General features: G+C 64.4%; 18 protein-coding genes and 1 riboswitch. Of the genes, 14 read left to right on the forward strand and 4 right to left on the reverse strand.

Features of this window, described 5'->3' with window-relative positions:
- The first annotated feature begins 6 nt into the window (after positions 1 to 6).
- From rnc to ACIPY2_RS02840, 6 genes are read left to right on the forward strand one after another with little or no spacing between them, the layout of a single operon-like run.
- Complete coding sequence (rnc, locus tag ACIPY2_RS02815; RefSeq protein WP_400264849.1) at positions 7 to 717, forward strand: ribonuclease III; 711 nt, start codon at positions 7 to 9, stop codon at positions 715 to 717.
- A gap of 3 nt (positions 718 to 720) precedes the next feature.
- On the forward strand, positions 721 to 1656 hold the full coding sequence (gene mutM / locus ACIPY2_RS02820) for a bifunctional DNA-formamidopyrimidine glycosylase/DNA-(apurinic or apyrimidinic site) lyase (RefSeq protein ID WP_400264850.1): 936 nt from the start codon (positions 721 to 723) through the stop codon (positions 1654 to 1656).
- A gap of 60 nt (positions 1657 to 1716) precedes the next feature.
- The gene (locus ACIPY2_RS02825) at positions 1717 to 2151 is read left to right on the forward strand and encodes a hypothetical protein (RefSeq protein WP_400264851.1); all 435 of its coding nucleotides are present in this window, start codon (positions 1717 to 1719) and stop codon (positions 2149 to 2151) included.
- Positions 2148 to 2834 carry a hypothetical protein gene (locus ACIPY2_RS02830; protein ID WP_400264852.1) on the forward strand — a complete coding sequence of 229 codons (687 nt, stop codon included), beginning with the start codon at positions 2148 to 2150 and terminating at the stop codon, positions 2832 to 2834. The genes ACIPY2_RS02825 and ACIPY2_RS02830 overlap by 4 nt, the downstream gene beginning before the upstream one ends.
- An 8-nt stretch (positions 2835 to 2842) precedes the next feature.
- The gene (locus tag ACIPY2_RS02835; RefSeq protein ID WP_400264853.1) at positions 2843 to 4159 is read left to right on the forward strand and encodes an MFS transporter; all 1317 of its coding nucleotides are present in this window, start codon (positions 2843 to 2845) and stop codon (positions 4157 to 4159) included.
- Complete coding sequence (locus ACIPY2_RS02840) at positions 4156 to 5184, forward strand: TolB family protein (RefSeq protein ID WP_400264854.1); 1029 nt, start codon at positions 4156 to 4158, stop codon at positions 5182 to 5184. The genes ACIPY2_RS02835 and ACIPY2_RS02840 overlap by 4 nt, the downstream gene beginning before the upstream one ends.
- Before the next feature lie 23 nt (positions 5185 to 5207).
- On the opposite strand, the gene ACIPY2_RS02845 is transcribed toward ACIPY2_RS02840, so the two are convergent.
- On the reverse strand, positions 5208 to 10103 hold the full coding sequence (locus ACIPY2_RS02845) for a DUF4082 domain-containing protein (protein WP_400264855.1): 4896 nt from the start codon (positions 10101 to 10103) through the stop codon (positions 5208 to 5210).
- 349 nt (positions 10104 to 10452) lie between these two features.
- Between ACIPY2_RS02845 and smc the strand changes: the two genes are divergently transcribed.
- Both smc and ftsY read left to right on the forward strand, forming a co-directional pair.
- Positions 10453 to 14034 carry a chromosome segregation protein SMC gene (smc, locus tag ACIPY2_RS02850; protein WP_400264856.1) on the forward strand — a complete coding sequence of 1194 codons (3582 nt, stop codon included), beginning with the start codon at positions 10453 to 10455 and terminating at the stop codon, positions 14032 to 14034.
- Positions 14035 to 14054: 20 nt separating this feature from the next.
- Positions 14055 to 15260: a signal recognition particle-docking protein FtsY gene (gene ftsY, locus ACIPY2_RS02855; protein WP_400264857.1), complete on the forward strand. Its 1206-nt coding sequence runs from the start codon at positions 14055 to 14057 to the stop codon at positions 15258 to 15260.
- On the opposite strand, the gene ACIPY2_RS02860 is transcribed toward ftsY, so the two are convergent.
- Positions 15257 to 16492: an MFS transporter gene (locus ACIPY2_RS02860; protein WP_400264858.1), complete on the reverse strand. Its 1236-nt coding sequence runs from the start codon at positions 16490 to 16492 to the stop codon at positions 15257 to 15259. The genes ftsY and ACIPY2_RS02860 overlap by 4 nt on opposite strands.
- 241 nt (positions 16493 to 16733) lie before the next feature.
- Here ACIPY2_RS02860 and ACIPY2_RS02865 point away from each other — a divergent pair, with 241 nt between their 5' ends.
- On the forward strand, positions 16734 to 18068 hold the full coding sequence (locus ACIPY2_RS02865; RefSeq protein ID WP_400264859.1) for an ammonium transporter: 1335 nt from the start codon (positions 16734 to 16736) through the stop codon (positions 18066 to 18068).
- Positions 18065 to 18403, forward strand: coding sequence for a P-II family nitrogen regulator (locus ACIPY2_RS02870; RefSeq protein ID WP_017199639.1), 339 nt, complete (start codon positions 18065 to 18067; stop codon positions 18401 to 18403). The genes ACIPY2_RS02865 and ACIPY2_RS02870 overlap by 4 nt, the downstream gene beginning before the upstream one ends.
- A gap of 120 nt (positions 18404 to 18523) precedes the next feature.
- Here the strand turns inward: ACIPY2_RS02870 and ACIPY2_RS02875 are convergent, their stop codons facing one another.
- Complete coding sequence (locus ACIPY2_RS02875) at positions 18524 to 19924, reverse strand: glucose-6-phosphate dehydrogenase (protein WP_400264860.1); 1401 nt, start codon at positions 19922 to 19924, stop codon at positions 18524 to 18526.
- Positions 19925 to 20121: 197 nt separating this feature from the next.
- Here ACIPY2_RS02875 and ffh point away from each other — a divergent pair, with 197 nt between their 5' ends.
- Together ffh and ACIPY2_RS02885 are read left to right on the forward strand one after the other, a co-directional pair.
- Positions 20122 to 21699, forward strand: a complete 1578-nt coding sequence (gene ffh, locus ACIPY2_RS02880; RefSeq protein ID WP_400264861.1) for a signal recognition particle protein — start codon at positions 20122 to 20124, stop codon at positions 21697 to 21699.
- 84 nt (positions 21700 to 21783) lie between these two features.
- Positions 21784 to 22506, forward strand: coding sequence for an alpha/beta fold hydrolase (locus ACIPY2_RS02885; RefSeq protein WP_400264862.1), 723 nt, complete (start codon positions 21784 to 21786; stop codon positions 22504 to 22506).
- On the opposite strand, the gene thiC is transcribed toward ACIPY2_RS02885, so the two are convergent.
- A complete protein-coding gene (gene thiC / locus ACIPY2_RS02890; protein WP_400264863.1) occupies positions 22489 to 24336 on the reverse strand; it encodes a phosphomethylpyrimidine synthase ThiC in 1848 nt (615 codons plus the stop codon). The genes ACIPY2_RS02885 and thiC overlap by 18 nt on opposite strands.
- A riboswitch (TPP riboswitch) is annotated at positions 24331 to 24438 on the reverse strand. It overlaps the preceding gene by 6 nt.
- Positions 24439 to 24523: 85 nt before the next feature.
- Here thiC and ACIPY2_RS02895 point away from each other — a divergent pair.
- Both ACIPY2_RS02895 and ACIPY2_RS02900 read left to right on the forward strand, forming a co-directional pair.
- On the forward strand, positions 24524 to 25612 hold the full coding sequence (locus tag ACIPY2_RS02895) for an amidohydrolase family protein (RefSeq protein WP_400264864.1): 1089 nt from the start codon (positions 24524 to 24526) through the stop codon (positions 25610 to 25612).
- Between the two features lie 70 nt (positions 25613 to 25682).
- Positions 25683 to 26555 (forward strand): VOC family protein, encoded by an 873-nt coding sequence (locus ACIPY2_RS02900; protein WP_400264865.1) that lies wholly within the window; start codon positions 25683 to 25685, stop codon positions 26553 to 26555.
- Positions 26556 to 26619: the final 64 nt, after the last annotated feature.

Raw genomic sequence — 26619 nt, forward strand, 5'->3', positions numbered from 1 at the left:
CAAAGGATGTCTTCAACTGAAGAGCTTCTGAAGCGTCTCGGTGTCTCCATTGACACCGAGACGCTTCGTCTTGCTCTGACACATCGCTCGTACGCGTACGAGAATGGCGGAATCCCCACCAATGAGCGACTCGAGTTCCTTGGCGATTCCATCCTGGGCTTCTCCGTTACCGATTCCCTGTATCGGGAGCACCCCGAACTGCCTGAAGGCGAGCTCGCAAAGAGGCGCTCCGCCGTCGTCAGTACACGCGCGCTGGCAGGTATTGGCCGGAAGCTCGGCGTCGGCGAATTCATTTACCTCGGTCAGGGCGAAAAGCTGACCGACGGGAAGAACAAGGCCTCCATCCTGGCCGACACCATGGAAGCCCTTATCGGGGCGACGTACCTGTCCAACGACATGGAAACGGCGCGCCAACTGGTCATGCGGCTTGTAGGCCCGCTCCTGAAGGACGCGGGCGCACTGGGAGCAGGCACCGACTGGAAGACCAGCATTCAGGAGTTGGCCGCCAGCCGGCAGCTCGGGGCAATCCACTATGCCGTAGAAGGCTCGGGGCCGGACCATGCCCGGACCTTCGAAGCAGTCCTCCACGTCGGTGGTACCCCTTACGGCCGCGGCTCCGGGCATTCCAAGAAGGAAGCCGAACAGGAAGCCGCTGCCGACGCCTGGCGCGTGCTGAATACCCTCGACCAGACTTCGGCCGGACCGGCTTCAGCCTGAGAAATGCCTGAACTCCCGGAGGTCGAGGTGGTGCGCCGCGGGCTGGCCCGTTGGGTGCGCGGTCGCCGCATCACAGGGGTGGACGTCCTCGATTCCCGTTCAATTCGAAGGCACGTCCTCGGCTCGCAGGACTTCACGGGTAACCTTGAGCAGGCAACCGTCCTGGACGTCGTGCGCCGCGGCAAGTTCCTCTGGATGCCCCTTGCCATGGAGGACGCCGACGATTCCCTTCCCAAGACGGCGCTCATGGCGCATCTGGGCATGAGCGGCCAGTTGCTGATGCAGGATCCCCGTGTTCCCGATGAGAAACACCTCAAAGTCCGGATCCGGTTGAGCGAATCGGAAGGCATGCCGGAGCAGCTTCGATTCGTTGACCAGCGCATTTTCGGCGGGTTGTTCGTGACTTCCTTGGTACCCACACCGGACGGTGGACCCGGCGGGCTGGGTGAGACTCCGCTGCCCGAGATCGCCGAAGAGGCATCGCATATTGCCCGTGACCCCTTGGACCCTTGGTTCTCCTTCGAGGCGTTCTACCGCAAGGTCAAGGCGAAGAAGACCGGAATAAAGCGGGCGCTGCTGGATCAGTCGCTCATTTCCGGCATAGGCAATATCTACGCAGATGAGGCCCTTTGGCGGGCGCGGATGCATTATGCCCGGCCCACGGACAAGTTGCGGCGGAGTGATGCTGAGCGACTCGTGGATGCAGCCAGGGACGTCATGAATGCTGCCCTCGAGGCCGGAGGAACCAGCTTCGATTCGCTGTACGTCAATGTCAACGGCGATTCCGGCTACTTTTCACGGTCACTCAACGCCTACGGCCGCGAAGGCGAGGTGTGCCGGCGTTGCGAAGCCGGCACCATCAAGCGCGAGCAGTTCATGAACCGTTCGTCCTACACCTGTCCGGTCTGCCAGCCCCGGCCGCGGAACGGTCGCTGGTAGCGCCGGTTTCACAGGGCCAAAACTGTTCCGCATTCCCGGGCGCAATGGTTTACTGTCCCCATGAAAAGCTTGGCGGTTCGAATCGCCATCGCATTGGTTTTCAACGCCATCACACTGTGGGTGGCGTCAGTTCTACCCGGGGTGCGCCTGGGAGCCGGGTTCCCCTGGGCTGTAGTGGTGTTCACGGCGGCCACGTTGCTGGTCAAGCCCCTCATCACGTGGCTCTTACGCCGTCGGCGGGACGGACGCCCCCATCGGAATACGTGGCTGGCCGGCAAGGCTGCCACATCGTGCGCCGGTCTTGTGGCTACATGGGCCATCCTGATGGTGACCGGAATCTTCTCCAACGGTTTCCGCATCAGCGGCCTTGTGGGCTGGGTAGCTGCAACCGTGGTGATCTGGCTGGCCTCGCTGATCTACGATTTCGTCGATGACGGGCTCGAAGCGAGGGCCCACGAGTTCCTCGGCGGCACTGCAGGAACGGCAAAGCCATGAACGCCCGGCGCCTGGTCATCGCCGGCATAGCCCTGGCTGTACTGATCGCCGTAGTGGCCATCGTGTTCGATCAGCTCGCGGTCCGCTCCGGCCAGACCACCGCCCAAGCCTCCAACTCCGCAAGCCCGACTTCCGGCGGGGACGGTGCCAACGGTTCCGGCGCCGGAGCGCAAAGCTCCGGAAGTCCGACGTCGGGCGCTCCCTCAGGTACTGACGCCCCCAACGGGGGCGCGTCCCCGAGCTCCAAGCCCTTGGAGGTCTTGCCGCCTGTGGCTGCCACTCCCACGGGCCTGCCTGAACCTTCCAGCCCGGCACCACTGATCAAGGGAAGCCTGCCCGCCCCGGGAAGTGCCACGGGAGCCGTGGTTGCCGGTTGGCCCAGCGACATCCTGGGCCTGCCGGCAGGGACCACGATCGGAACCACGGCGATATCCACCTCAGGCAACGTCATGCAACTTACTGCCGACGGGGTGGTCGGAAAGCCGCAACAGGCAGTCATCGATTCCTTCACCGCCTCACTGGTGCCGCATGGTTTCTGGTCGGAGAGTGCTCCGGCAGCCGACGGATCCCGGGCCGTAAGGTTTGTCCGCGGCACTGACACTGTCACGGTGTCCGTTTCCCTGACAGGCACAGGAAACTCGAGGTTCCAGCTTTTGGGCAACCTGCACTCGACGGCGGAATAGGGGCATGCGTGTACATCTCACTCTCGGACCGCAGCGGCGGCAAGCGGGATAATTCCAAGAGCGCAACGACGGCACTGAAGGGCGCAGTGCCGTTTCGTTTGTCTCCCGTCATCTTGTGGCTTGGCATTGTCAGCATGGTCACCGACGTTTCATCCGAGTCGGTGACGGCGATCCTGCCTCTCTATGTCACCGGGTTCCTGGGGTTGTCCACCATCGCTTTCGGTTTCATCGACGGCATCAACCAGGGCGCGAGCGCAATAGTCCGGATCGCTGCCGGGTGGGCCGCCGACCGCAGCGGCCATCCCAAACGGATTGCACTGGCGGGGTACGGACTGTCCATGCTGGCACGCATCGGCTTCCTGTTCGCAGGCGGGTTCTGGGCAATAGCCGCCATTGTCACGGGGGACAGGATCGGTAAAGGCATCAGGACCGCACCACGTGACGCCCTCATAACGGTATCGGCCCAGCCCGAGCATCTGGCGCGTTCCTTTGGCATGCACAGGATGCTGGACAACATTGGTGCCGCCGCCGGCCCGTTGATCGCCTTCCTTGTCCTCCTGCTCATCCCCAACGGATTCAGCACCGTATTTGTGGTTTCGCTGGCTTTCGCGGTAATCGGCGTGACGATTCTGGGGCTCGTCGTACCCGACGTCCGTGCTGACGGGATCCGCGAAGCGCAACCGAAGCGCCGGCTCTTCGCTTTCTCCTGGAGCCAGCTCAAGGAACCGGGGCTGGGGAGGCTGTTGATCGCCGCGGGGCTGCTGGGCTTGGTGACCATTGGAGACGGGTTCATCTACTTGGTGCTGCAGGACAGGGATTCGTTTGCCGTGCAGTGGTTCCCGCTGTTGTTCGTGGGTACCAACGTGGTCTTCCTGCTCCTGGCTGTACCTCTTGGCCGGCTTGCAGACAGGTTCGGCAAGGTCCCGGTGTTCGTGGGCGGCCACCTTGCGCTGCTCGCCTGCTATTTCCTCGCTGCGGCGCCGCTGGGCGGCGTGTGGGCCACGGCAAGTTGCCTGGTGCTGCTGGGGGCTTTCTACGCGGCCACGGACGGCGTGCTTGCCGCCTTGGCGAGCCAGCTCACCCCTGCAGGAAAGCTTGCAACCGGCATCGCCTCGGCGCAGACGGTGGTTGCTTTGACCAGGATGGCGGCTTCTGCGGGATTCGGAGTGCTGTGGTACGCGGTGGGGGCATCCTCGGCTGTCTTGATTGCCGGCACGGCGCTTGGCGCGGCCGTGGTTGCAGTGATCTTCATCCTGCCCGGAGCCCGGCCCAAGTCGGGTGCCCGCCCCAAGCCCGGTGCCCGCCCCAAGCAGGGCAACGCATGAGCGGAACGGTCAAAGCCGGCCGGCTGCGATGGGGCATCCTTTTGGCCGTTACCGCGCTGGTCCTGGCCGCAGCAGGTGTTTACGCGGTGGGCGCGTACCAGCGGTTCGAAGAAAGCCGTACGGCTGCCCCGTCAGTTGGAGTCACGGCCGGAGAGCCCCTGCCGGGTGTCCCGTTCGTCCTCTTCCGGAACACGGCGGCGGGCCAGGGTTACGGCAACGCCGCCACGGTGTCCTTGTCCGCCCCGGCCGGCACCCGCGCAGTAAGTGACAAGGCCTGCGACAGGGTCTACGGCACGGCATCGGAAGTCGTCTGCCTCAAAGCCAACCGCGGGCTGGTGACTTCCTATCAGGCGGACCTTCTGGACTCCAGGTGGCAAGTGCAACGATCCTGGCCGCTCCCCGGCATCCCCAGCAGGACCCGCCTCAATGCCGACGGATCGATGATCGCCACCACGGTCTTTGTGACCGGCCATTCCTATGCCACGGCAGGCTTCTCCACCGAAACGGAGATCAGCACAGCATCAGGCAGCGCGGGGAACCTTGAAGACTTTGCCCTGACAGTGAACGGGCAGCGTTTGCTGGCTACGGACAGGAACATCTGGGGCGTAACCTTCGTGCCGGGACAAAGCGACGTCTTCTACGCTACTGCCGCCTCTGCCGGCAGGATCTGGCTGGTCAAGGGCAGCCTGGCTGCCCGGACCCTGACGGCGGTTCATGACAACGTCGAGTGCCCTTCCATTGCACCCGACGGCACCCGGATTGCTTTCAAGAAGAACGACGGCGGCCAGTTGACCGCGCATTGGAGCGTCGCAGTCCTTGACCTCGCGTCGGGACGGGAAACTGTCCTGTCCGAGAAGCGCAGTGTCGATGACCAGATCGAGTGGCTGGACAACAACACTGTGCTTTACGGCTTGTCCGACGAGAACTCCGAGGGGGACAGCAACGTCTGGCAACTCGGCACGGACCCTTCCTCGCAGCCCGCCCTGTTCATACCCCACGCCTGGTCTCCCAGCGTCGTGCGTTGATACAGGGTCAGCGTCAGGGAGATTCAGCAGAGGCCCAGCAGTCCGCAGAGCACGCCACCCGACTGCGTTGGCGTGGGTGACGGACTCGCTGAAGGCGTGGCGGTGGCGGTGGCGGTGGCGGTTGGCGTTGCGGTGGCGGATGGCGTCGGCGTTGCCGTCTGGGTCGGCGCCGGGGCCTGCGTCTGGCCGCCGGTGGCGTACACCACGTCCACGAAGTAGTTGGTGGCGTTCCAGGAGCTATTCGGCATCACGCCGCCGGTACCGTAGCGGTATAGGCCGTTGTTCGGTCCGGCGGCCGTGAAGACGCCGCTGGTCCAGGTGGTGTTGAAGAAGCCCTGGGTGTACGAGTACCTCCCGTTGGGAGCCCGGTAGGACACCACGTACGTCTGTCCCGTGGACAAGGCAACCGGTGTGGACAGCGTAGCGGTTTGCCAACCCGTGGCCGTCTCATTGGTGAACGTGACCTGGGCCAGGCGCGTACCTGCGGAGTTCCAGAGAGATCCGACGTGCGTGCCCGTGTTCCCGGTGCCCTTGTAGAACCGGATACCCGTGACGTTGCCCGTTTGCGAAACGGTAAAGGCTGTCCCGAGTTCCACGGACTTCGTATCGGTCGAAGCCGCCACCTGTGGAGCAAGCGATCCAAAGATGGTGCTTTGCTGGACTGTGGCGGTTGCGGTCGTGAACTGCCAGGTGCTTGGCGGCAGGGTTTGGCCCTGCGGGCTCGCGATGTTGGACACGTTGGCCGTGACGACGGTGCTGGCGGGCAGGGCCGCCGCAGGGGTGAACGTCACGGTCCTTGAGTCCGCGGACAATGCCGCAGTACCGGCAATTGACGAACCGTTTGCCGTGAGGGTGAAGGTGACACCCGGGTTGACGGCAGTCGAGAAGGTGATGGAAGGCTTCACGTCGGTCGGGATGGCTGTGGCGCCCGGGGCGGGAACCTGGGCGGTGACGCTCAGGGGTTGCGAGGGTTGGTTGAAGACCACATCAACCAGGTAGCTCGCCGTTGAGGCGGTGCCCGGGAAGTCGCTGCTGTAGGAATAGGCGCCGGAGTCCGTCACCACGTGCAGCGGGCCACTGGCGAAACCGTCTCCGAATGCGCCTGAGCTGTAGGAGTACTTTCCTGTAGGTGTCTTGTAGGCGGCGATGTATTCAGTGTCGGCCTGGATGGTGACAGGCTGGCTGAAGGTCGCTGTCTGCCAGCCCATGCTGGATTCATTGGTGAAGGTCACGGTGGCCAGCTGTTGTCCTGCGAGCGTGTACAGGGCGCCAGTGTGGGTGCCGGTGTTGCCGCTGGACTTGTAGAAGCGGATCCCGCTGATCTGCCCGGCAGTATCGCTGCTGAACCGAACGCCCAAGGCAACCGGTACGCCGTCGTTAACTTCAGCCGTGGTGGGTGTCTCCGTGTCCTGGTACAGCGTGCAGGGGCAGACGCCCGGTGTCCGCGGGGCCGGCACGGTGGTGAAGGTCCACGTGCTGCCGGTGGTCAGGGGGGTACCGGAAACGGAAGTTGCCGTGACGGTTGCCGTGTAGGACGTCCCTTGGGCCAGAGCCGCCGCGGGGGTGAAGGTCACCTTGCGGCTGGTTTGGTCATAGGCGCTGGTGCCGGCCACGGCCGTGCCGCTGGATGTCTTCACATCGAGCTTGACGCTGGAAGCCACGGCCGCCTCGGAGAGTACGCCGCTGACGGTCGTGCTGAGCGGAACGCTCGAGGCACCCGCCACTGGGTTCTGGCTCCCCACCGTGAACGGCGGAGCGGAGACCATCACAACAACGTCCACGAGGTAGCTGGCGGTCGAACGCGAGCTGGGGAAGTCGGTGCTGTACGAATACGCGCCGGCGTCCGAAACCGTCCGCAACGGACCTACGCTCATTCCCGTGCCGAAACCGTTGTTGGTGGCCGAATACGCGCCGGTGAGGGACTTGTACGCGGCGATGTACTCCGTATTGGCGGCCATCTGCACGGGCTGGCTGAACATGGCGGTCTGCCAGCCTGCGCTGCTCTCATTTGCGAAGGTAACTGTTGCCAGCAACTGTCCGGCGGCTGTGTACAGCGAGCCGGTGTGGGGGCCTGTGTTGCCGGCCGACTTGTAGAAGCGGACCCCGTTGACCGTCCCGGCCGACACGCTTGTGAAGCGGACGCCCAGGGTCAACGGCACGCCGTCCTGGATCTCCGCGATGCCGGGAGTGACGCTGTCGTCATAGAGGCTGCACGGGCAGGCCCCCGGTGCCGGAGCCGTGGCGGCCGTGGTGAAGGTCCACGTACCACCGGAAGTTACCTGGCCACCCACTGAATCGGTTGCAGCCAGGGTCGCGGTGTATTGGGTGCTGTAAGCCAAAGGGGCCGACGGCGTGAAAGTCGCCTTGCGGGCGGTCGCATCATAGTTTGTGGTTCCGGCTACCGCCCCGGCAGCCGACCGTAGCGTCAATTGGACACTGGAAGCGGTCACGGGCTTGGAGAAGACGCCGCTCACTGTGGTGGCGATGGAAACACTCGACGAGGAGGGGATCGGTGTCTGGTTCGAGACGGTCAGCGGCGAGTTGTCCACAGTGCTGAAGATGGCATCCACAAAGTAGTTGCCGCCGTTGAAGCTCGATGTCGGGAGGCCCTGTGACGTGCTGTAGACCCCGGCCGGTTCGGCACCAAAGCCACCTGCCACCTTCATCGGCGCATCATTGAACCCGGTGTAGGCCCATTGGTAGTCCTTGGTGGCGTAGTGGCCCTTCGGTGCCCAGTAGGAGACCGTGTACTTCTGCCCGGCCGTTACCGGAACGGGTTGGCTGAACAGCACGCTCTGCCAACCGGAAGCGGTCTCGTTGGCAAAGGTGGCCGTGGCAATCCGGGTCCCGGCGGCATTCCAAAGAGAGCCGATGTGGGTTCCGGTGTTCGCGGTGCTCTTGTAGAAACGGGCGCCGGTAACAAAGCCGTCAACAGAGGGAGTGAAGCGCAAGCCCATCTCGTAGGCACCGCCGTCGCCCGAGTCGACTACGGAAGGTACGGCTTGGCCGAAAACAGTGTAGGGACCGTTGAGGGTCAGGTTCCGGGTGGCGACGGCGCCGATGTTGGCGCTGTCATCAATCGCCCGGACCTGGACCGTGGCGGTGGCGAGGCCCTTTTGGGTGTAGGTGTACGTCCACGTCGACTTGCCGGTGGCCGGGTGCCAGGTGGCGCCCCCATCTGTGGAGACCTCGACGCCGGCCACTACTCCGCCAACGTCAGTTGCCGTTCCGCTGACGGTCACGTTAGCGCCCTGGGCAATCGTGGCACCGTTGGCCGGAGCGTTGATGGCGACGGTGGGCCCTGTCTTGTCGGCGCTCGCCGTTGTGGCGACCAGCCCGGCAGCGAGGGTCGCCGGCTGTGCCCCCATGTCCGCCAAGAGGTTCACCTGGGCTTGCCGCATGCGGACATCGGCCGGGGCGCCGTTACCGTCGTGTTCCTGGTCAAGTCCCCAGGTCCATTGCACGCTGCCGGCCGAGAAGACCAACGCGCCGCTGGCGGCCTTGTACAGCGTGATGTTGTGCGTGGTGGTTCCTGCTTTGACAGTGCTGCCGAAGTCCTGCAGGTATTCGGACACCGCCCCTGTGGTGGTGGACAGGCGGATCAAACCGGCGGGCCGGAAGCCGTTGTCGATGTCCTCGTCCGATTCATAGCCAATGGTGTGCGCGGCCAACGCCGTCTTTGTTCCGGCGGCCATCGAGGTAAGTGACGTGTTCCGCCAGAGCCGGGTTTTGCCTTCCTCGGCCGAAACCGTCACGGGAAGGTCGGTGAAGTTGGACATGTACAGCGTTCCGGTCAGCCCGTTCTCCGGTAGGCCGCCGCCGTTGGCTTGGGAAGCAAAACGGGGATCGCGCCAAGTTCCGGTCCATTGGGTGCTGGGGTCGATCTTTGCGTTGGACCACGTCTCCTTGTAGCAGGTCAGTGTCCGCCCGGCCGTTCCGTCCACGCTGGAGGCTTCAAAGCGCGTGCGCCAATACATCTCGTTGCCGGAAAGGAACTGGAGGTTCACGCCGGCGTCCCGGGCTGCAGTGATGTTGGCTCGTTGGTTTCCTGACACGTATTCGTCGTGTCCCACGGAGAGGAAGACTTTGTGGTTGAGCAGCTCGGCGCCACGGGTGTCCGTGTCCAGGCCGCTGATGTAACTGACGTCGTAGCCGTTCTGCTCAAGGAACCTCACCAACGGGTATTCGTTGGCGAAGTAGAAATCCCGGCCGTCGGGGCCGCTGCGGCTGGCCATGGGGCGGTTGTAGCTGATTTTGTAGGCCCTGCCGTTGACGGCGCCCTGGTAGAAGTCAGCACCGCCGTAGGTGTTGTAGGCCTGCCAGGTCGTGTCCGAGGTTTGGAAGATCACGCTGGAGCGGTTGCCGTCGTTCCGCACAATAAAAGTGATGTGGCTCTGGCCGCCTGTATCAGGCCTCGTCAGCAGGGCGAAGTAGACACCTGACACCGCAGTTGCCGGAACCTGCCACGTTGCCGAGACGGCCCAGGTTCCGCAGTCGTAGAGTTCCGTGGCCTGGTCGCTGCGGCAGGCTGGCTGGTTCTGCCGGAATGCCGACGGCGTCACGGAAGCCACCTTGCGGGCGCCGTTGCCCCCGTACCAGCCGGAACGGTAGATATCGATCGTGTAGGTGGACGCCGAGGTATCCACCTTGAATTGGATCGGCTGCCCGGCGTTCACGCTGATTGCCGTGGAGAAGCCTTGGATGCTGTCATCGCCGGCGCCGGTGATGTCCCATTCCGACGGCGGGCTTCCCGGCTTGGAATTTTCGCAGACCACCGGATTCACCACCGGATTGCACGGATCCGCGGCGACCGCCGCCGGCGCAGTGAAAGGCAACAGGGATGCAACCATGGCGACCACCAAGGGCGCGAAGATGCCCTTGAAGAAACGCTGTGGTCGGGAAGCTGAAGGACCGGGCATCAGGACTCCTGGGTGGTACGCCAATTGCAACTTTGGGTCCGCGTGTACACACGGTCCCTGCTTGCCGCTCCCCAGCCAGGGTCAAACCAAGATCTTCAGTTGGAAATACAAACCGGGCCGCCGTTGCTTACGCGTTCAAACCTCAGACCAAAACCCGGCCGGACTGATTGGACCCTCAGAACCAAACCGGATTACCGGAACGCATACGCCAAGTAACCCTTGGCAGGAGTGTAGGGATGCCGGGAGCCGGCCGCAAGGCTTTCCGGCCATGGATCCGCGGATTTCGACCAAACCGCAGTAGATTTGATGAGTATCGCCACCGGGTCCATTCCAGGAGAACCGAACCACCTTGCATCTGAAAAGTCTGACTGTCCGCGGATTCAAGTCGTTTGCGTCGGCCACGACGTTCGACTTCGAGCCCGGCGTCACCGCGGTGGTGGGTCCGAACGGTTCCGGCAAGTCCAACGTTGTGGATGCCCTCGCCTGGGTCATGGGCGAACAAGGCGCCAAGACCCTGCGCGGCGGAAAGATGGAAGACGTCATCTTCGCCGGAACCTCCGGCAGGCCGCCGCTTGGACGGGCGCACGTCTCCCTGACCATCGACAACTCGGACAACGCGCTGCCGATTGAATACAGCGAAGTCACGATCTCCCGGACCCTGTTCCGCACCGGCGGCTCGGAATACGCAATCAACGGAGCGCCTTGCCGTCTCCTGGACATCCAGGAACTCCTCTCCGATTCCGGACTCGGACGCGAAATGCACGTCATTGTGGGTCAGGGACAACTGGACCGTGTCCTGCACGCCACTCCGGAAGACCGCCGCGGATTCATTGAGGAAGCCGCGGGCATCCTCAAGCACCGCCGGCGCAAGGAGAAGACTGTCCGGAAACTTGAAGCGATGCAGGCAAACCTCGCCAGGCTCAGTGACCTGACGGTCGAGATCCGTCGCCAACTGACGCCTTTGGGCAAACAAGCGGAGATCGCCCGCCGCGCCCAGACCGTCCAGTTCGACGTTCGCGACGCGCGGGCCCGCCTGCTGGCCGACGACCTCGTCCAACTGACGTCAACCCTGGAACAGGATGTAGCCGACGAAGCCGCGCTCAAGGAACGCCGTTTAATCGTCGAAACCGAGTTGGAGCACGGCCGCCGCCAACAGGCCACCCTCGAACAGCGGGCTGCACAGGCAACCCCACGGCTCAATGCGGCCAGGGACAACTGGTATCAATTGTCGTCGGGACGGGAGCGGCTCCGTTCCCTGGGCTCGCTGGCGTCCGAGCGGCGCCGCCTCCTCGGTTCCGCAGAGGCACCGGTGGACCAGGGACGTGATCCCGGGCAGCTTGACCGCCAGGCAGCCAAAGTGCGTGAGGAACAAGCAGCGCTGGAACACGACATCGTTGCCAAGCAAGCCGCCCTCCTTGAAGCGACAGTGGCCAAGGATGCCGCTGAAGCGCTCGCAGCCGCCGAAGACAAACGCCTGACCGCCATGTTGCGGGCGGCCGCCGACCGCCGAGAAGGATTGGCCCGGCTGGCTGGCCAAGTGGCTGCGGCACGTTCACGCGCGGAGGCAGCGGAGGCCGAGCGGGGCCGTATCCGGGAGTCGCTGGGAGCCGGCGAGGAGCGGCGGAGGCTTGCACAAAGTGAGTTCACCGCACTTGAGTCACAAGTGGCCGGGGTGGAAGACGGCGAAGAAAGCCTCGATGCCGAATACGAAGCTGCAACCGAGGCCCTTGATGAGGTCATGGCCGAGATCGAGCACCTGAAATCCGCAGAGCGGGAAGCGCTACGTGAGCGCGACGCCCTCACCGCCCGCCGCGACGCGCTCCAATTGGGGCTCAACCGCAAGGACGGCTCAGGCCGTTTGGTGGATGGCCAGGCCGCAGGAATTCTGGGTCCCCTGGCCGCAATGCTCAGCATCGAGCCTGGCTTCGAGGCCGCAGTTTCGGCCGCCCTCGGACATGCCGCGGATGCGCTGGTGGCCGAGGACGCGGAAGCCGCCATCGCTGCCCTGTCACTCCTGAAGGAGGAAGACGCGGGCAAAGCGGTGCTGCTTCTGTCCAATCCGGCTGCAACCACCACGCCAACGACGTTCGGAGAGCTGCCGGCCGGCAGCCGCCGGGCAGTCGACGTCGTCACCGTCACCGATCCGGCAGCCCAAGGCGCCCTGGCGCTGCTGGCGGGGACCGTCGTCGTCGACGACCTCACCGCAGCCCAAAAAGTCGTTACGGGCCACCCTCAGGTCAATGCCGTGACGAAGGACGGCGATGTCCTCACGGGAGTAACGGCACACGGTGGTTCGGCTGCCGCGCCGTCCTTGCTCGAGGTCCAGGCCGCAGTGGACGACGCCGTTGCCCGCCTTCAGGAGGTCACTTCGGCTTTGGAACGGGGCCGCTTTGCCCTGGCCGGTGCCGAGGCGAGGCGCGCCGAGGCCCAGGATCGCGCAGACGCGGCGCTCGAAAGATTGCACGAATCCGATGCCCGGCTCGCCGCGGTCGCCGAGCGCCTGGGCCACCTGAATTCGGTGCTGCGCAGTGCAGTGGGCGAGAGCGACCGGCTGGCCGAATCCCTTGCCCGGGCCGAGGCGAATATTGCCGAGGCACAACTCGATCTCGAGGTTGCGGCCGAACGGCTCGAGGCTGCGCAGGAAGCCCCGGATGAAGAGCCGTCCACCGATCACCGCGATCAACTGGCCGCTGAAGCCAGGACTGCCCGTGCCCTGGAAATGGAGGCCCGTCTTGCCCTCCGGACGGCCGAGGAACAACTTGGAGCGCTCAGCAACAGGGCAGCTTCCTTGGAAAGGGCGGCCGCCGCGGAGCGCCGGGCCCGCGAGGAGGCGGCGCGAAGGGCCCAGCGCCGCCGGGCCCAGGCGCAACGCGCAGCGGCTGTTGCGACGGCCGTGGAACATGCGCTGCGGTTTATCGACATTTCCGTTGATCTGGCGGCTCAGGAGCGCGATCTTGCGGAGCAGGTACGCGAGCAGCTGGAGAAGGAACTTTCCGAAGTGCGGAAGGGTAACGAGGCCCTCGCCAAGGAACTGGCAGAATTGACGGACTCCGTCCATAAAGACGAGTTGGCCAGGGCCCAGCAGCGGCTTCGTATCGAAGCTTTGGAAGCCCGGTCCATCGAGGAACTGGGCATGGCAGCAGAGCAGCTTGTTGCCCAATACGGCCCTGACCAGCCCGTACCCGTCCCGGCAGGAACCGGCACCGACAAGTGGGCCGAACTGCGCGCTCCCGTGGATGAGAACGGCGAACCTGTTATCGAGGGAGCTCCGTTCGTCCGCGCTGAGCAGGAGAAGCGGCTCAAGAAGGCCGAGCGGGAACTTGCCGCCTTGGGCAAGGTCAATCCGTTGGCGCTGGAAGAATTCGCTGCCTTGGAGGAGCGCCACCAGTTCCTGAGTTCGCAGTTGGAGGACCTCAAATCCAGCCGAAAGGACCTCCTGGACATCATCAAGGAGGTGGATGCGCGCGTCCAGCAGGTGTTCACGGAAGCCTTCGCGGACACCTCGGCACAGTTCGACCACGTTTTTGCCCGCCTGTTCCCAGGCGGTGAGGGCAGGTTGGTCCTTACCGATCCGGAAGACATGTTGACCACCGGCATCGAGGTGGAAGCACGTCCGGCGGGAAAGAAGATCAAGAGGTTGTCCCTCCTCTCCGGAGGCGAGCGGTCCCTGACTGCCGTCGCGCTGCTGGTAGCGATCTTCAAGGCCCGTCCCTCTCCGTTCTATGTCATGGACGAGGTCGAGGCCGCCTTGGACGACACCAACCTGGGGCGGCTCATCACGATCTTCGAAGAACTGCGGGAATCCAGCCAGTTGATTGTGATCACCCACCAGAAGCGCACCATGGAAGTTGCTGATGCCCTTTACGGCGTCACGATGCGTGGTGACGGCGTATCCACCGTCATCAGCCAGCGGCTCGGTGCCGGGGCGTAGCTGTGTGAGAAGGTAGGGGAGTGAACGATTTCCTACCCATTATTCTGTCCATTGCCGCTGCGCTCGTCGTGGTCGGCGGGCTGGTTCCGGCACTCCTCAAGGCCCGGAAGTCCGGCTCCAAGTACCCGGGTACACGGGACGCCAACGACCCCGTCCAGTCGCCGGCCGCGGGCGGCGGAACCTTGGTGGAGGACCGTCCCGGCTCCGTGGAGGCCCCGGCCCCCGGACTGGGTGGTTCGGTGGACGAGGGCCTGGTCCCCGACGACGCCGCGGGGCTGGAAACCATTGCCGTCGAAACCCCGGCTCCCGTCGAAGGAAGGCTGGCCCGCCTCCGCGCCCGCCTGGTGAAGTCCAACAACGTCCTGGGCAAGGGCCTGCTGGCGTTGCTTTCCGGGGACAAGATCGATGAAAACGTCTGGGACGAGGTGGAGGAGACCCTGCTCCTGGCTGATCTCGGCACCGAGCCCACCATGCAGCTGGTTGAATCGCTCCGCGAACGCGTCAAGGTACTTGGCACCCGCGATCCGGAGCACGTCAAGGCGATGCTGCGCGAAGAGCTCATCAAGCTGGTCGATCCGTCCATGAACCGTTCCCTGAACGTCGAACGGCAAGGCGACCGTCCCGCCGTCGTACTCGTTGTTGGCGTCAACGGCGTCGGCAAAACCACTACCGTAGGCAAGCTGGCGCGCGTGCTGGTCGCCGAGGACAAGGACGTGTTGCTGGGCGCCGCCGATACCTTCCGCGCCGCAGCCGCAGAGCAGCTGGCCACGTGGGGTCAGCGCGTCGGCGTGCCCACGGTGAAGTCGGATATCGACGGCGCCGATCCCGCCTCGGTAGCGTATGAGGCCGTCAAGGCAGGCATCGACCAAGAGGTGGACGTGGTCATGGTGGACACCGCCGGACGCCTCCAGAACAAGACCGGCCTCATGGACGAACTGGGCAAGGTCAAGCGTGTCATCGAGAAACTCGCCGAGGTGGACGAGGTCCTGCTGGTCCTCGATGCGACCACCGGCCAGAACGGCCTGAACCAGGCGCGCGTCTTTGCGGAGGTCGTGAACATTTCCGGCATCGTCCTGACCAAGCTTGACGGCACCGCGAAGGGTGGAATCGTTGTCGCCATCCAGAAATCGCTGGGTGTCCCGGTCAAGCTCATCGGCCTCGGTGAAGGCCCTGACGACCTCGCTCCCTTCGAGGCCGAGGGCTTTGTTGACGCGCTGCTGAACTAGCCCGCCGCAACCCCGGAGGAGTGCTTCGAAGGTTCACGCGCAGGCAGCCACGCTGCCGCCGTGAGCAGAAGCACTCCTCCTGTTATTCCAAAGGCCCATCCGTAGCCCAACTGGTCTGCCAGGAGGCCCGCCACCACGGGACCGATGATGGCACCGGTGTCCGCAGCCATCTGGAACACGGCCAGCACCTTGCCACCCGAGCGTCCCCGGCCGATGACGTCGGCCACCGCCGCCTGTTGTGCGGGGCCGAGAAGACCCGAGCCGAAACCCGCCACAGCCGAGGCCACGAAGAACAGCGGCAGGCCAGTGGTCAGGCCAATGACACCGGTGGCCGCCCCGGTCACCACCAGACCGGGTATGAGAAGTGGTTTCCTGCCCCACGCGTCCGAGAGCCGACCGGAGAAGGTCAGCGCCAGTGCGTTGCCCACGGCGAAGACGGCGAGTGCCCAGGCGGCAGTTTCCGGCCGCGATTGCAGGACCGCCGTGGCAAAGAGGGGGATGGTGGCCATGCGCACGCCGAACGTCACCCAGCCGTTGCCGAAGCTGGAGAAGACCGCCGCCCTGTAAGCAGAGTCGCCGATTGCCTCTTTGAGCGACATGGCAGGAAGGTGGCCTGTTTCCTTCCTCCCCGTGTCCCGGCCGCTCAACATCGTCCGGACGACGAGGGCTGCCACCAGCAACGCGCCGGCGTACGCGAGGAACGGTACCCGCAACCCGAACCCGGCCAGGAGTCCGCCGACCACCGGTCCCAGCACGCTTCCAATGAGGAAAGCAGAGGCGTAGGCGCCTGAAACCCGACCCCGCCGTTCCGGTGGTGCGAGCCTGATCAGCAGTCCCATGGCCGCGACGGTGAACATCACGGAACCTGCGCCTCCCAGGCCACGGAAGATCAGCAATTGCCAGTAGTCCTGCGCGAAAGCGCACGCGGCTGTTGATGCCGCCACAATCAGCAGGCCTGAAACGTAGACGTTCCGTTCCCCGAACCGGCCAATGAGGGCGCCGCCGGCCGGGGCGAAGACGAGCCGCATGAAAGCGAAGATGCTGACGATCACCGCCGCAGCGGTGGCACCGACGTCGAAAGAGGTGGCGAACTGGGGGAGCACGGGTGCAACCAGCCCAAAGCCCAACGCAATCAGGAACGCGGCGGCAAGCATCACCTTGATATCGCGGGGGAGTGGTTCCTTGTCCCGCGTGCTCCCTGGCTTTTGTACGGATCGGGGCGCCTGGGGCATAGGGTGTCGGTCCTTCATTCTTCCGGTTGCGGCTGCAGTGGTGCAGGTGGCGGGTGTGACCCATGAAACATATATGTAACAACGCGGTGATGCACCATTTACGTTCGGGAGGTTGTTGTAACCAGCCCGCAACTTAATTCCCGCGCAGGTGAAACACAGCGGCACAAAACTTTATTGCAGGACGCAAACGGCGTCAGGACAGCGGTTGAACCGCAGAACCAGCAAGAGAGGAACGTGCACCATGGAACTTACCGCAGGTCACGTATGGGTCATGGTGGCGGCAGCGCTCGTGCTGTTCATGACTCCTGGGTTGGCATTCTTCTACGGCGGCATGACCCGCGCCAAGGCAGCCCTGAACATGATGATGATGAGCTTCATCTCAATTGGCATCGTCGGCGTTGTATGGGTGCTGTGGGGTTCGTCCATGAGCTCCGGCGAAGGTTTCCTGGAGATCGTGGGCAACCCGTTCGCCACCTTCGGCCTCGAAGGCATCAGCACGCCCGACGGCCTGATCAAGGTCGGCTACGCTGCAACCTTCGCCATCATTACGGTGGCCCTCATCAGCGGTGCGATTGCGGACCGCGCCAAGTTTGGCGCCTGGAGCCTCTTCGTGCCCGTCTGGGTCACCCTCGTCTACGCCCCCTTGGCCTACATGGTGTGGGGTGGAGGACTGTTTGGTCCTGAAGGCGAGATCGGAAAGGCCCTGGGCCCGGCCATCGACTTTGCCGGCGGCACCGTGGTGCACATCAATGCCGGTGTTGCTGCGCTTGTCCTGGTGCTCATCATTGGCAACCGTCGGGGCTTCGGCAAGGATCCCAACCACCGCCCGCACAACATCCCGTTCGTCATGCTCGGTGCGGCAATCCTCTGGTTCGGCTGGTTCGGCTTCAACGGCGGTGCCGCAACGACCGCTGAACAGGGCGGCTTGATCTGGATCAACACCCTCGCGGCCCCTGCCGCTGCCATGATTGGTTGGCTTGTCACCGAACGGATCCGCGATGGCCACCCGACCTCGCTCGGCGCAGCATCTGGTGTGGTTGCCGGTCTGGTTGCCATCACCCCGGCCTGTGCCAACGTGAGCCCCGTCGGTGCCCTCGGCCTCGGCGTGGTCGCCGGTGTGGCCTCCGCCCTTGCCGTTGGCCTGAAGTTCCGCTGGGGCTTCGATGACTCCCTGGACGTTGTAGGCGTCCACCTGGTCTCCGGCATCATCGGTACCGTGGCCATCGGCTTCATTGCGACTCCGAGCGAAGGCGTCACTGCGGGCGGCCTGTTCTACGGTGGCGGTTTCACCCAGCTGTGGGCACAGCTCGCAGCAGCCGGTGTGGCGATCGTCTTCTCCGCCGTCATGACGGCCATCATCGCCTTCGCCATCCACAAGACCATGGGCTTCCGGGTCTCCACCGAGCAGGAGAACGTGGGCGTCGACCTCAGCCTCCACGCTGAGACCGCTTACGAGTTCGGCGTCAACGGCCACGGTGGCACCTTCCAGCCGCTGCACGAACTGGTCACCGGCAAGAACGAGTCCACCGCAGAATCAAAGACCCCCGCCGCAGGCAAGGAGAGTGTCCAGGCATGAAGCTCATCACCGCGATCGTCCGACCCGAGAAGCTCGAGGCAGTCCGGGAAGGACTGGAAGCCTACGGGGTCCAGGGTCTGACGGTCAGCGCAGCAAGCGGCTACGGCCGGCAGCGCGGCTACACCGAGGTGTACCGCGGCGCCGAGTACAACGTGGACTTGCTGCCCAAGATCCGGATCGAGGTCCTTGCCACCGACGAGCAGGCCGACGATATCCTGGATGTCCTCATCGCCAGCTCCAACACCGGCCGCGCCGGTGATGGCAAGGTCTGGACAGTGGATGTCTATGAAGCAGTAAGGGTCAGGACCGGAGAACGCGGAGCAGCCGCGATCTAGGACCCAGCCAAACGAAAAGGGCCGGATACCACTCGTGGTATCCGGCCCTTTTCGTTTCCGCTCCCGTCGTTTCCGGACCCGTGCGAACGGCAGCCGACGACGGCGGGCGGCCGGGCCTGCTCAGCTGTCCGCGTTGGTCGACCAGCCCGCCGGACCGGCGCTTCCGGCGTCGTACTCCTCCATCGGGACGTTGTTGTCCGCCCAAGCCTGCAGGACCGGCTCGATGATGCGCCAACAGTCTTCGGCCGTGTCGCCGCGCACGGACAACAACGGATCGCCGGTCAGTATGCCTTCCAGGACTTCACCGTAGGGAAGCAGGTCAGGCGCATTCAGTTCGGCAACCAGGCTGGCGCGGTCCAGGCTGAAGACGTCCCCTGGACCATTGACGTCCACGTCCAGTTCCAGGACGTCGGGTCCGAACCCGATGCGCAGTTGGTTGGGGGAGTCCACGCCGGTAAATCCAGTGGGCAGGTGCGGGACCGGGCGGAACGTGATGACCGCCTCCTTGCGCTTGCGGCCAAGCGCCTTCCCTGACCGGAGAATGAACGGGACGCCCTGCCACCTCCAGTTGTCCACGCTGACCTCCACCTCGGCGAGGGTTTCGGTATTGCGTGCGGGATCGACGCCCTCCTCGGCCGTGTAGTCCGGAACGGACCGCTCGCCCAGCGTGCCGGCGGTGTATCTCGCGCGCCGGGTAGTCTCCGTAAAGGGTGCCTTCACGTTGCTGGCACGCAGGACGGTGGCAATCGCGTCGCGGAGGTCCCGCTCATGGAGCGTGGCAGGGGCGTCCAGTGCGAGCAGGGCAAGGACGTGGACCAGGTGGCTTTGGATCATGTCCCGGAGGGCGCCCGCACTGTCGTAGTACCGCGCCCGGCCTTCAAGGGCGAGGTCTTCATCGAAGATGATTTCAACCTTTTCGACGTGGTTCCGGTTCCAGACCGGTTCCAGGAACCGGTTGGCAAAACGCAAGCCCAGGATGTTGAGTACGGTGGCTTTTCCGAGGAAGTGGTCAACCCGGTGGATGTGGTCCTCGGAAACCAGCGTGGCCAGCGTCCTGTTGAGTTCGTGGGCTGATTCCTGGCCGGAGCCGAATGGCTTTTCCATGACCAGCCGGGTTCCTGGCGGCAGTTGGTCGCGGCGCAGGACTTCGCAGGCCTTTTGGCTGACCTGTGGCGGAAGCGCGAAATAGATGGCCACCGGTCCCTCAAGCCGGGACAAGAGTTCGGCCAAAGGGCCATCCGCAGTGACGTCAACCTGGTGGTAGGCGGTTGAACCGGCGACGGCGGCCAGCGATTCCTTTCCGGCGGAGTCGGCCTTTGCGTCCGCAGCTGCGAAGGCCTCGTCCACCCGCGTCCGCCACTGTTCGGCAGTCCAGGAGTCCGAGCCTGCGCCGACGAGCCGCAGACCGGCAGCGCGTCCGCTCGCCAGCAGTCCCGCAAGGCCCGGGAGCAGCAACCTTCCTGTCAGGTCCCCGGACGCGCCGAGGATAAGCAACGTTTTCACAGTTGTTTTGTTGGTCACTGTGCCAGCATGCCATCTTGCCGACGCGACTTGGTACCCTAGATAGTCGAGTCCCCTGCTTGGCGTGTTTTTGGTTGACTTTTTAGTTGACTCAGTCCAGTTGGGGTCGAAACAGCTTTATTGGGGCAAGAAACGTCAGGACTCCGGCGGTCCGCATTGGCCGCCATCCGCAGACCATCGAAAGAAGTGCACGGCGCGTGTTCAATTCACTCTCTGACCGGTTGACAGCAACCTTCAAGAACCTCCGTGGCAAGGGCCGACTCTCCGAGGCGGACGTCGATGCCACCGTCCGGGAGATCCGCCGCGCCCTGCTGGATGCGGACGTAGCCGTGACAGTCGTCCGCGAATTCACTGCGCGGATCCGCGAGCGTGCCCTCGGCGCCGAGGTCTCGGGCGCGCTGAACCCGTCGCAGCAGATCGTGAAGATCGTCAACGAGGAACTCGTGGAGATCCTTGGCGGGGAAACCCGGCGTATCCGCCTGGCCAAGAACGGGCCCACCATCATCATGCTTGCCGGCCTCCAGGGCGCCGGAAAGACCACGCTCGCTGGAAAGCTGTCCAAGTGGCTCAAGGCCCAGGGTCACAGCCCCTTGCTGGTTGCTTGTGACCTGCAGCGCCCCAACGCCGTCACCCAGCTCCAAGTGGTTGGCCAGCGTGCCGGCGTTCCGGTGTTCGCTCCCCACCCAGGTGCGACCTCGGAGCTTGAGCACCCCGCCGGTGACCCGGTGGCCGTTGCCCAGGCTGGTGTAGCCGAGGCCCGCCAGAAGCTGCACGACGTCGTGATCGTGGACACCGCCGGCCGTCTTGGCGTCGACGCCGAGATGATGGACCAGGCCCGGCGCATCCGCCAAGCGATCATCCCCAACGAAGTCCTCTTCGTCATTGACGCCATGATCGGCCAGGACGCCGTGAACACGGCCATGGCCTTCGATGAAGGCGTCAACTTCACCGGCATCGTGCTGTCCAAGCTCGACGGCGACGCCCGCGGCGGTGCCGCGCTTTCGGTAGCGTCCGTCACGGGCAAGCCGGTCATGTTCGCCTCCACCGGTGAAGGCCTCGACGACTTCGAGCTTTTCCACCCGGACCGCATGGCCTCACGCATCCTGGACATGGGCGACGTCCTGACCTTGATCGAACAAGCTGAAAAGGCCTGGGACAAGGAAGAAGCCGCCCGGATGGCGAAGAAGTTCGCCGACCAGGAAGACTTCACCCTGGACGACTTCCTCGCCCAGATGCAGCAGATCCGCAACATGGGCTCCATGAAGAAGATGCTCATGATGATGCCCGGCGCCCAGAACATCCGCCAGCAGCTGGAGAACTTCGACGAGCGCGAGATCGACCGCGTTGAAGCAATCGTCCGTTCCATGACGCCGCACGAGCGGGTCGCGCCCAAGATCATCAACGGATCACGCCGCGCCCGTATCGCCAAGGGCTCGGGCGTGCACGTATCCGAAGTCAACGGACTCCTGGAGCGCTTCGCCCAAGCGCAGAAGATGATGAAGAAGCTGGCCCAGGGTGGCGGGATGCCGGGAATGCCCGGGATGCCTGGCCTCGGCGGCCCGGGCGGCGGACGCAAGGGTGGAAAGAACGCTCCCAAGAAGAAGGCCCGCTCGGGCAACCCGGCCAAGGCGGCGCAGGAACTCCGCGAGGCGGAGGCCAAGCGCGCGGCAGCAGCCTCTGCGCCCAAGGGTGCAGCTTTTGGCCAGGGTGCCGCGGATTTCGACCCCTCTTCGCTGAACCTTCCCAAGGGTTTCGACAAGTTCCTGGGTAAGTAGATACCCTTACTGGCCGGCGGGTCGCCACGGCGATCCCGCCGGCCGGTCAGCAGGGTTGTCAGTGCCGTGGAATAGGCTTATCCAATGCACAAGCAGCGCGTGGTTTTGGTCCATGGCCTGGACACCTTCGGTGCTGCGGCGTGGCCAAAACAGCACGGGCTGGCGTTGTCTTATGACGCACTTTTCCTGCGCCGCCACGGCTTTGATCCCGTGGCTGAGCCTGTGGAGTCCGACGTCGGAACGGACGTCGGGATCCTGCTGGACTCGCTTGCCTCGGCGGGCGGCGGGCACGTTGTCGCCCACGAACAGGGGGCTGTTTCGGCAATGCTGGCGGCAGTCGAACGTCCCGGCCTGGTTCATTCCCTGGTCCTGGTGGAACCTGCTTGTTTGTCCCTGACCGCGGAACTTCCAGCAACAGCGGCATACCGCACCCTCATGCAGCCGCTTTTCGATGTCCGGAAGCAGCTCAATGACGCCGACTACGAACGCGAATATTTCCGGCGCGCTTTCTCGGCTGCGACGGGAGGGCGTGACACTCCCGAGGCCCGGCGCTCGGCACGGAGGCTGCGGCTGCAGGCGCCGCCATGGGAAGCTCCCCTGGAGATCGTGCCCGGTGTCCCCACCCTTGTGCTGACGGGCGGATGGGAACCGCTCTACGAGGAAATCGCCGCTTACCTGCAGGAAACCGGCGCCCTCCACCGCATTGCGGCCGGAGGGCACCGGCCTCAGGATTCTGCCGAAGGTGACCGGTACATCCGTTCGTTCATTGCCGATGTTGCACGATCGATGTCAGTCCAGGCCTCTTGAGCTGCTGACCACCGGTTGCCCGGGGACAGAAGGCTCCGGCAGGTAGACCTTTCCGCCGGAGGCCAGGAACTCCTCGCTCTTTTCCCGCATTCCGCTGTACACGCCGGCGATGGCAGCCTGGACATCGGCCGAGCCGTACTCGTCCCGGATGTCCTGGCTGATGCGCATGGAGCAGAACTTTGGGCCGCACATTGAGCAGAAGTGGGCCGTCTTGGCCGGTTCCGCAGGGAGCGTTTCGTCGTGGAAAGACTCCGCGGTGACCGGATCCAGGGAAAGCGCGAATTGGTCCCTCCACCGGAACTCGAACCGGGCCTTGGACAAGGCATCATCCCGTTCGTTCGCGCCAGGGTGTCCTTTGGCAAGGTCCGCGGCGTGCGCGGCGATCTTGTAGGTGATCACGCCGGTTTTCACGTCGTCCTTGTTGGGCAGCCCAAGGTGTTCCTTCGGCGTGACATAGCAAAGCATCGCCGTGCCGTAGCGGGCGATCTCAGTGGCGCCGATGGCGGAGGTGATGTGGTCATAGCCGGGAGCGACGTCGGTAACCAGCGGTCCGAGGGTGTAGAAAGGGGCTCCCTTGCACAGTTCCTGTTGGCGTTCGACGTTCTCACGGACAAGGTGGAACGGAATATGCCCCGGACCCTCCACCATGACCTGCACGTCGTATTTCCAAGCGCGCTCGGTCAGCTCCGCCAGAGTATCGAGCTCGGCAAATTGTGCGGCGTCGTTGGCATCGGCCGTAGCGCCCGGGCGCAGGCCGTCTCCCAGGGAAAACGCGACGTCGTACCGGGCGAAGATTTCACAGAGCTCATCGAAGTGGGTGTAAAGGAAGTTCTCTTCGTGGTGGGCCAGGCACCACCCGGCCATGATGGAACCGCCGCGGGAGACGATGCCCGTGACGCGGTTGGCGGTGAGCGGCACATACCTCAGCAGCACTCCGGCGTGGATGGTCATGTAGTCCACGCCTTGTTCGCACTGCTCGATCACGGTGTCACGGAAGATCTCCCAGGTCAGCTTGTTGGCCTCGCCGTTGACCTTTTCCAAGGCCTGGTAGATGGGAACCGTGCCGATCGGAACAGGGGAGTTGCGGATGATCCATTCGCGGGTGGTGTGGATGTCGTCGCCGGTGGACAGGTCCATGACGGTGTCCGCCCCCCATTGGGTGGCCCACTGCAATTTGTCGACTTCCTCGGCGATGGAGCTGGTGACGGCCGAGTTTCCGATGTTGGCGTTGATCTTCACCAGGAACGCCTTGCCGATGATCATCGGCTCCGACTCGGGGTGGTTGATGTTGTTGGGGATGATCGCCCGCCCCGCGGCCACTTCGCTGCGGACCAGCTCAACGTCGCAGTTCTCACGCAGGGCCACGAACCGCATTTCGGGGGTCACCATGCCCTTCCGCGCGTAGTGCATTTGCGTGACTCGCTTGCCCTCGATGGCCCGGCGCGGGACGGGCTGCGCCCCCTTCCATTCTGCGGAGGCAGCGCCACGACGGACGGCGGATTTGCCGTCGTCGAGCAGGTTTCGCTCCCGGCCGGTGTATTCCTCGGTATCGCCGCGCTCCATGATCCACTTTTCCCGGAAAGGCTCGAGTCCCACTACGGGATCGCTCCCGGGTCCGGCGGTGCGGTACACCTGGAGTGGGTCATTGGCTTGGCCGTTGGGCGAGGACTCCAGCGCAATTTCGGTCACCGGCACACGGATGCCATGGACGGAATCTTCCAGCCAGGCCAACGAATGGGACTTCAGCGATTGCGTGACTGTCACCGGGTCGACTTCAGCAGGAACTTGCTGGTTTTGGGCAGGGCTGTGCTGTGTTTCTGTGGTGCTCAAGGATTACTCACTTCCTTCGCCGGCATTACCCGGACAGGTTCAACGGTCGCAGACTGCGTCAGTCCGATCTCAGCCCCTGCAGGGGCCCCCGTGTGGTCGTAGACGAAGCTACCACAGCCTTGCGGGTGGCCGCAGTCATGAGTCACCGGGCATGTGGGGGCACTCGACGGCGGACTAGGCTTCTGCCATGGCCAACATCATTGAATTCAGTGGTCCCGTGCTGGTGGCAGCCAATGAAGAACGGCAGGGGCTGTGGTCCGTGGACGGCCGGCTGACTTTCGTGCGTCCGCACGCTAAGCCGGACGCAGTGCTGGATGGCTGGGTCCTGCCCGGTTTTGTGGACGCCCATTGCCACATCGGCCTCGGTCCAGGTGGCCAAGTGGATGAGCCCACAACCCTCGGTCAGGCCCAGGCCGACCTCCGGGCGGGCACCCTGTTGATCCGGGATGCGGGGTCCCCAAGCGACACCCGTTGGGTGCAGCAGCGGCACGATCTTCCGCGGCTCATCCGTGCCGGTCGGCACATCGCGCGCAGTCGCCGCTACCTGCGTGGCCTCGGCCACGAGGTTGAGCCGGAGCAGCTGGTGGAAACGGTCCGCAAGGAGGCGCGCGACGGCGATGGCTGGGTCAAGCTGGTCGGTGACTGGATTGACCGCGGCCTCGGCGACCTTGCCCCTTCCTTCCCGGCGGCGGTAGTCAAAGATGCCATCGCAGCGGCCCACGACGAAGGGGCCCGGGTGACTGCACACTGCTTTGCCGAAGAGACCATGGACCAGATGCTCGACGCCGGCATCGACTGCATCGAACACGCCACGGGACTGCTGCCGCGGCACATTCCACGCTTGGTCGAACAAGGGGTGCCGATCGTCCCGACCCTGGTCAACATCGCCACCTTCCCGGACATTGCCGCGCAAGCCCGGCCCAAGTTCCCCGACTATGCCCGCCACATGACCGCGCTCTGGGAGCGGCGGCGCGAGCGCGTCCTTGAAGCGTTCGAGGCGGGGGTCTCCATCTACGCGGGAACCGACGCCGGCAGTGTGATCAAGCACGGCCGGATTGCTGACGAAATGCTGGAACTGCACGACGCCGGCCTGCCGCCGGCCGCTGTTCTCAACGCCGCCGCCTGGGACGCGCGCAAGTGGCTGGGAGCCGAGGGCATCAGCGAAGGCGGGAGTGCCGACGTCGTGCTGTGCAGGGACGATCCCAGACTGAACCTGGCCACGGTCGCCGAACTCAAGAACGTGGTTCTGCGGGGGAGGACCGTCGACTGGGAATAAATTGAAGCTTCAAGTAATTTGGTAAGGTAGAACGCGCCGAACGGCGGCCGCCTTAGTACCGGAGCATCGCATGAACACCACATCCAGCCAAGACTTGTTACCCGCCGAACTCACCATGGGCACTGTGATGCTCAAGGTTGGCGACATGAAGCTCATGAGTGACTACTACCAGCGGGCCCTGGGCCTGCAGGTGGTGGCTGAGCAGGATGGCGGCCTCTATCTGGGGCGCCTGGGCAAGCCGGTGGTGCACCTTGCGCCGGCTGCGGGTTTGCAGATCCCCGGCCGGGGCGAGGCGGGTCTCTTCCACACTGCGATCCTGTTCGAGGACCAGCCCTCTTTGGCAGCGACGATCGCCACGGCTGCCCAGTATGAGCCGCGCGCCTTCGTGGGCAGTGCCGACCACCTGGTGAGCGAGGCCTTCTACTTCACCGACCCCGAGGGCAACGGCATCGAGCTGTATTACGACAAGCCCCGCGAGGTCTGGCAGTGGGACGGAAAGAACGTAGTCATGGACAACGTGGCGCTCCCGCCCCAGGCGTATCTCCAGCAGTACCTGAGTGAGGCTGCCGTGACGGGACAGGCGCAGGCAGGTGCCGGGATCGGACATGTCCACTTGCAGGTGGGAGACGTAGCTACGGCCCAAAAGTTCTACGTGGAGACGCTCGGCTTCGAAAGGACTGCCGGTTGGCACGGGCAGGCCTTGTTCGTTTCCGCGGGTGGGTACCACCACCACATGGCCATGAACGTTTGGAACAGCCGTGGCGCCGGACCGCGCCGCGACACGCTGGGGCTGGGGGAGGTCCTGATCGAGTTACCCACCGGCGACGACGTCTCCGCCTTGGCGGACCGCCTCAAGGTGGCCGGGCTGCAAAGCCATCACACGGGCAAGGAACTGCGCTTCGAGGATCCCTGGCGCAACCAGTTGCGGGTTGCTGTCCGCTAGGCGAGCTTGCTGTGCGGGCGCCGGGCTGCGCTAGGCTGGCAGTGTTGGGTAAGGAGCAACGCGG

It is taken from the genome of Paenarthrobacter sp. NPDC089675, from assembly GCF_044749185.1.
In the GTDB taxonomy this organism is placed as follows: Bacteria; Actinomycetota; Actinomycetes; order Actinomycetales; family Micrococcaceae; genus Arthrobacter.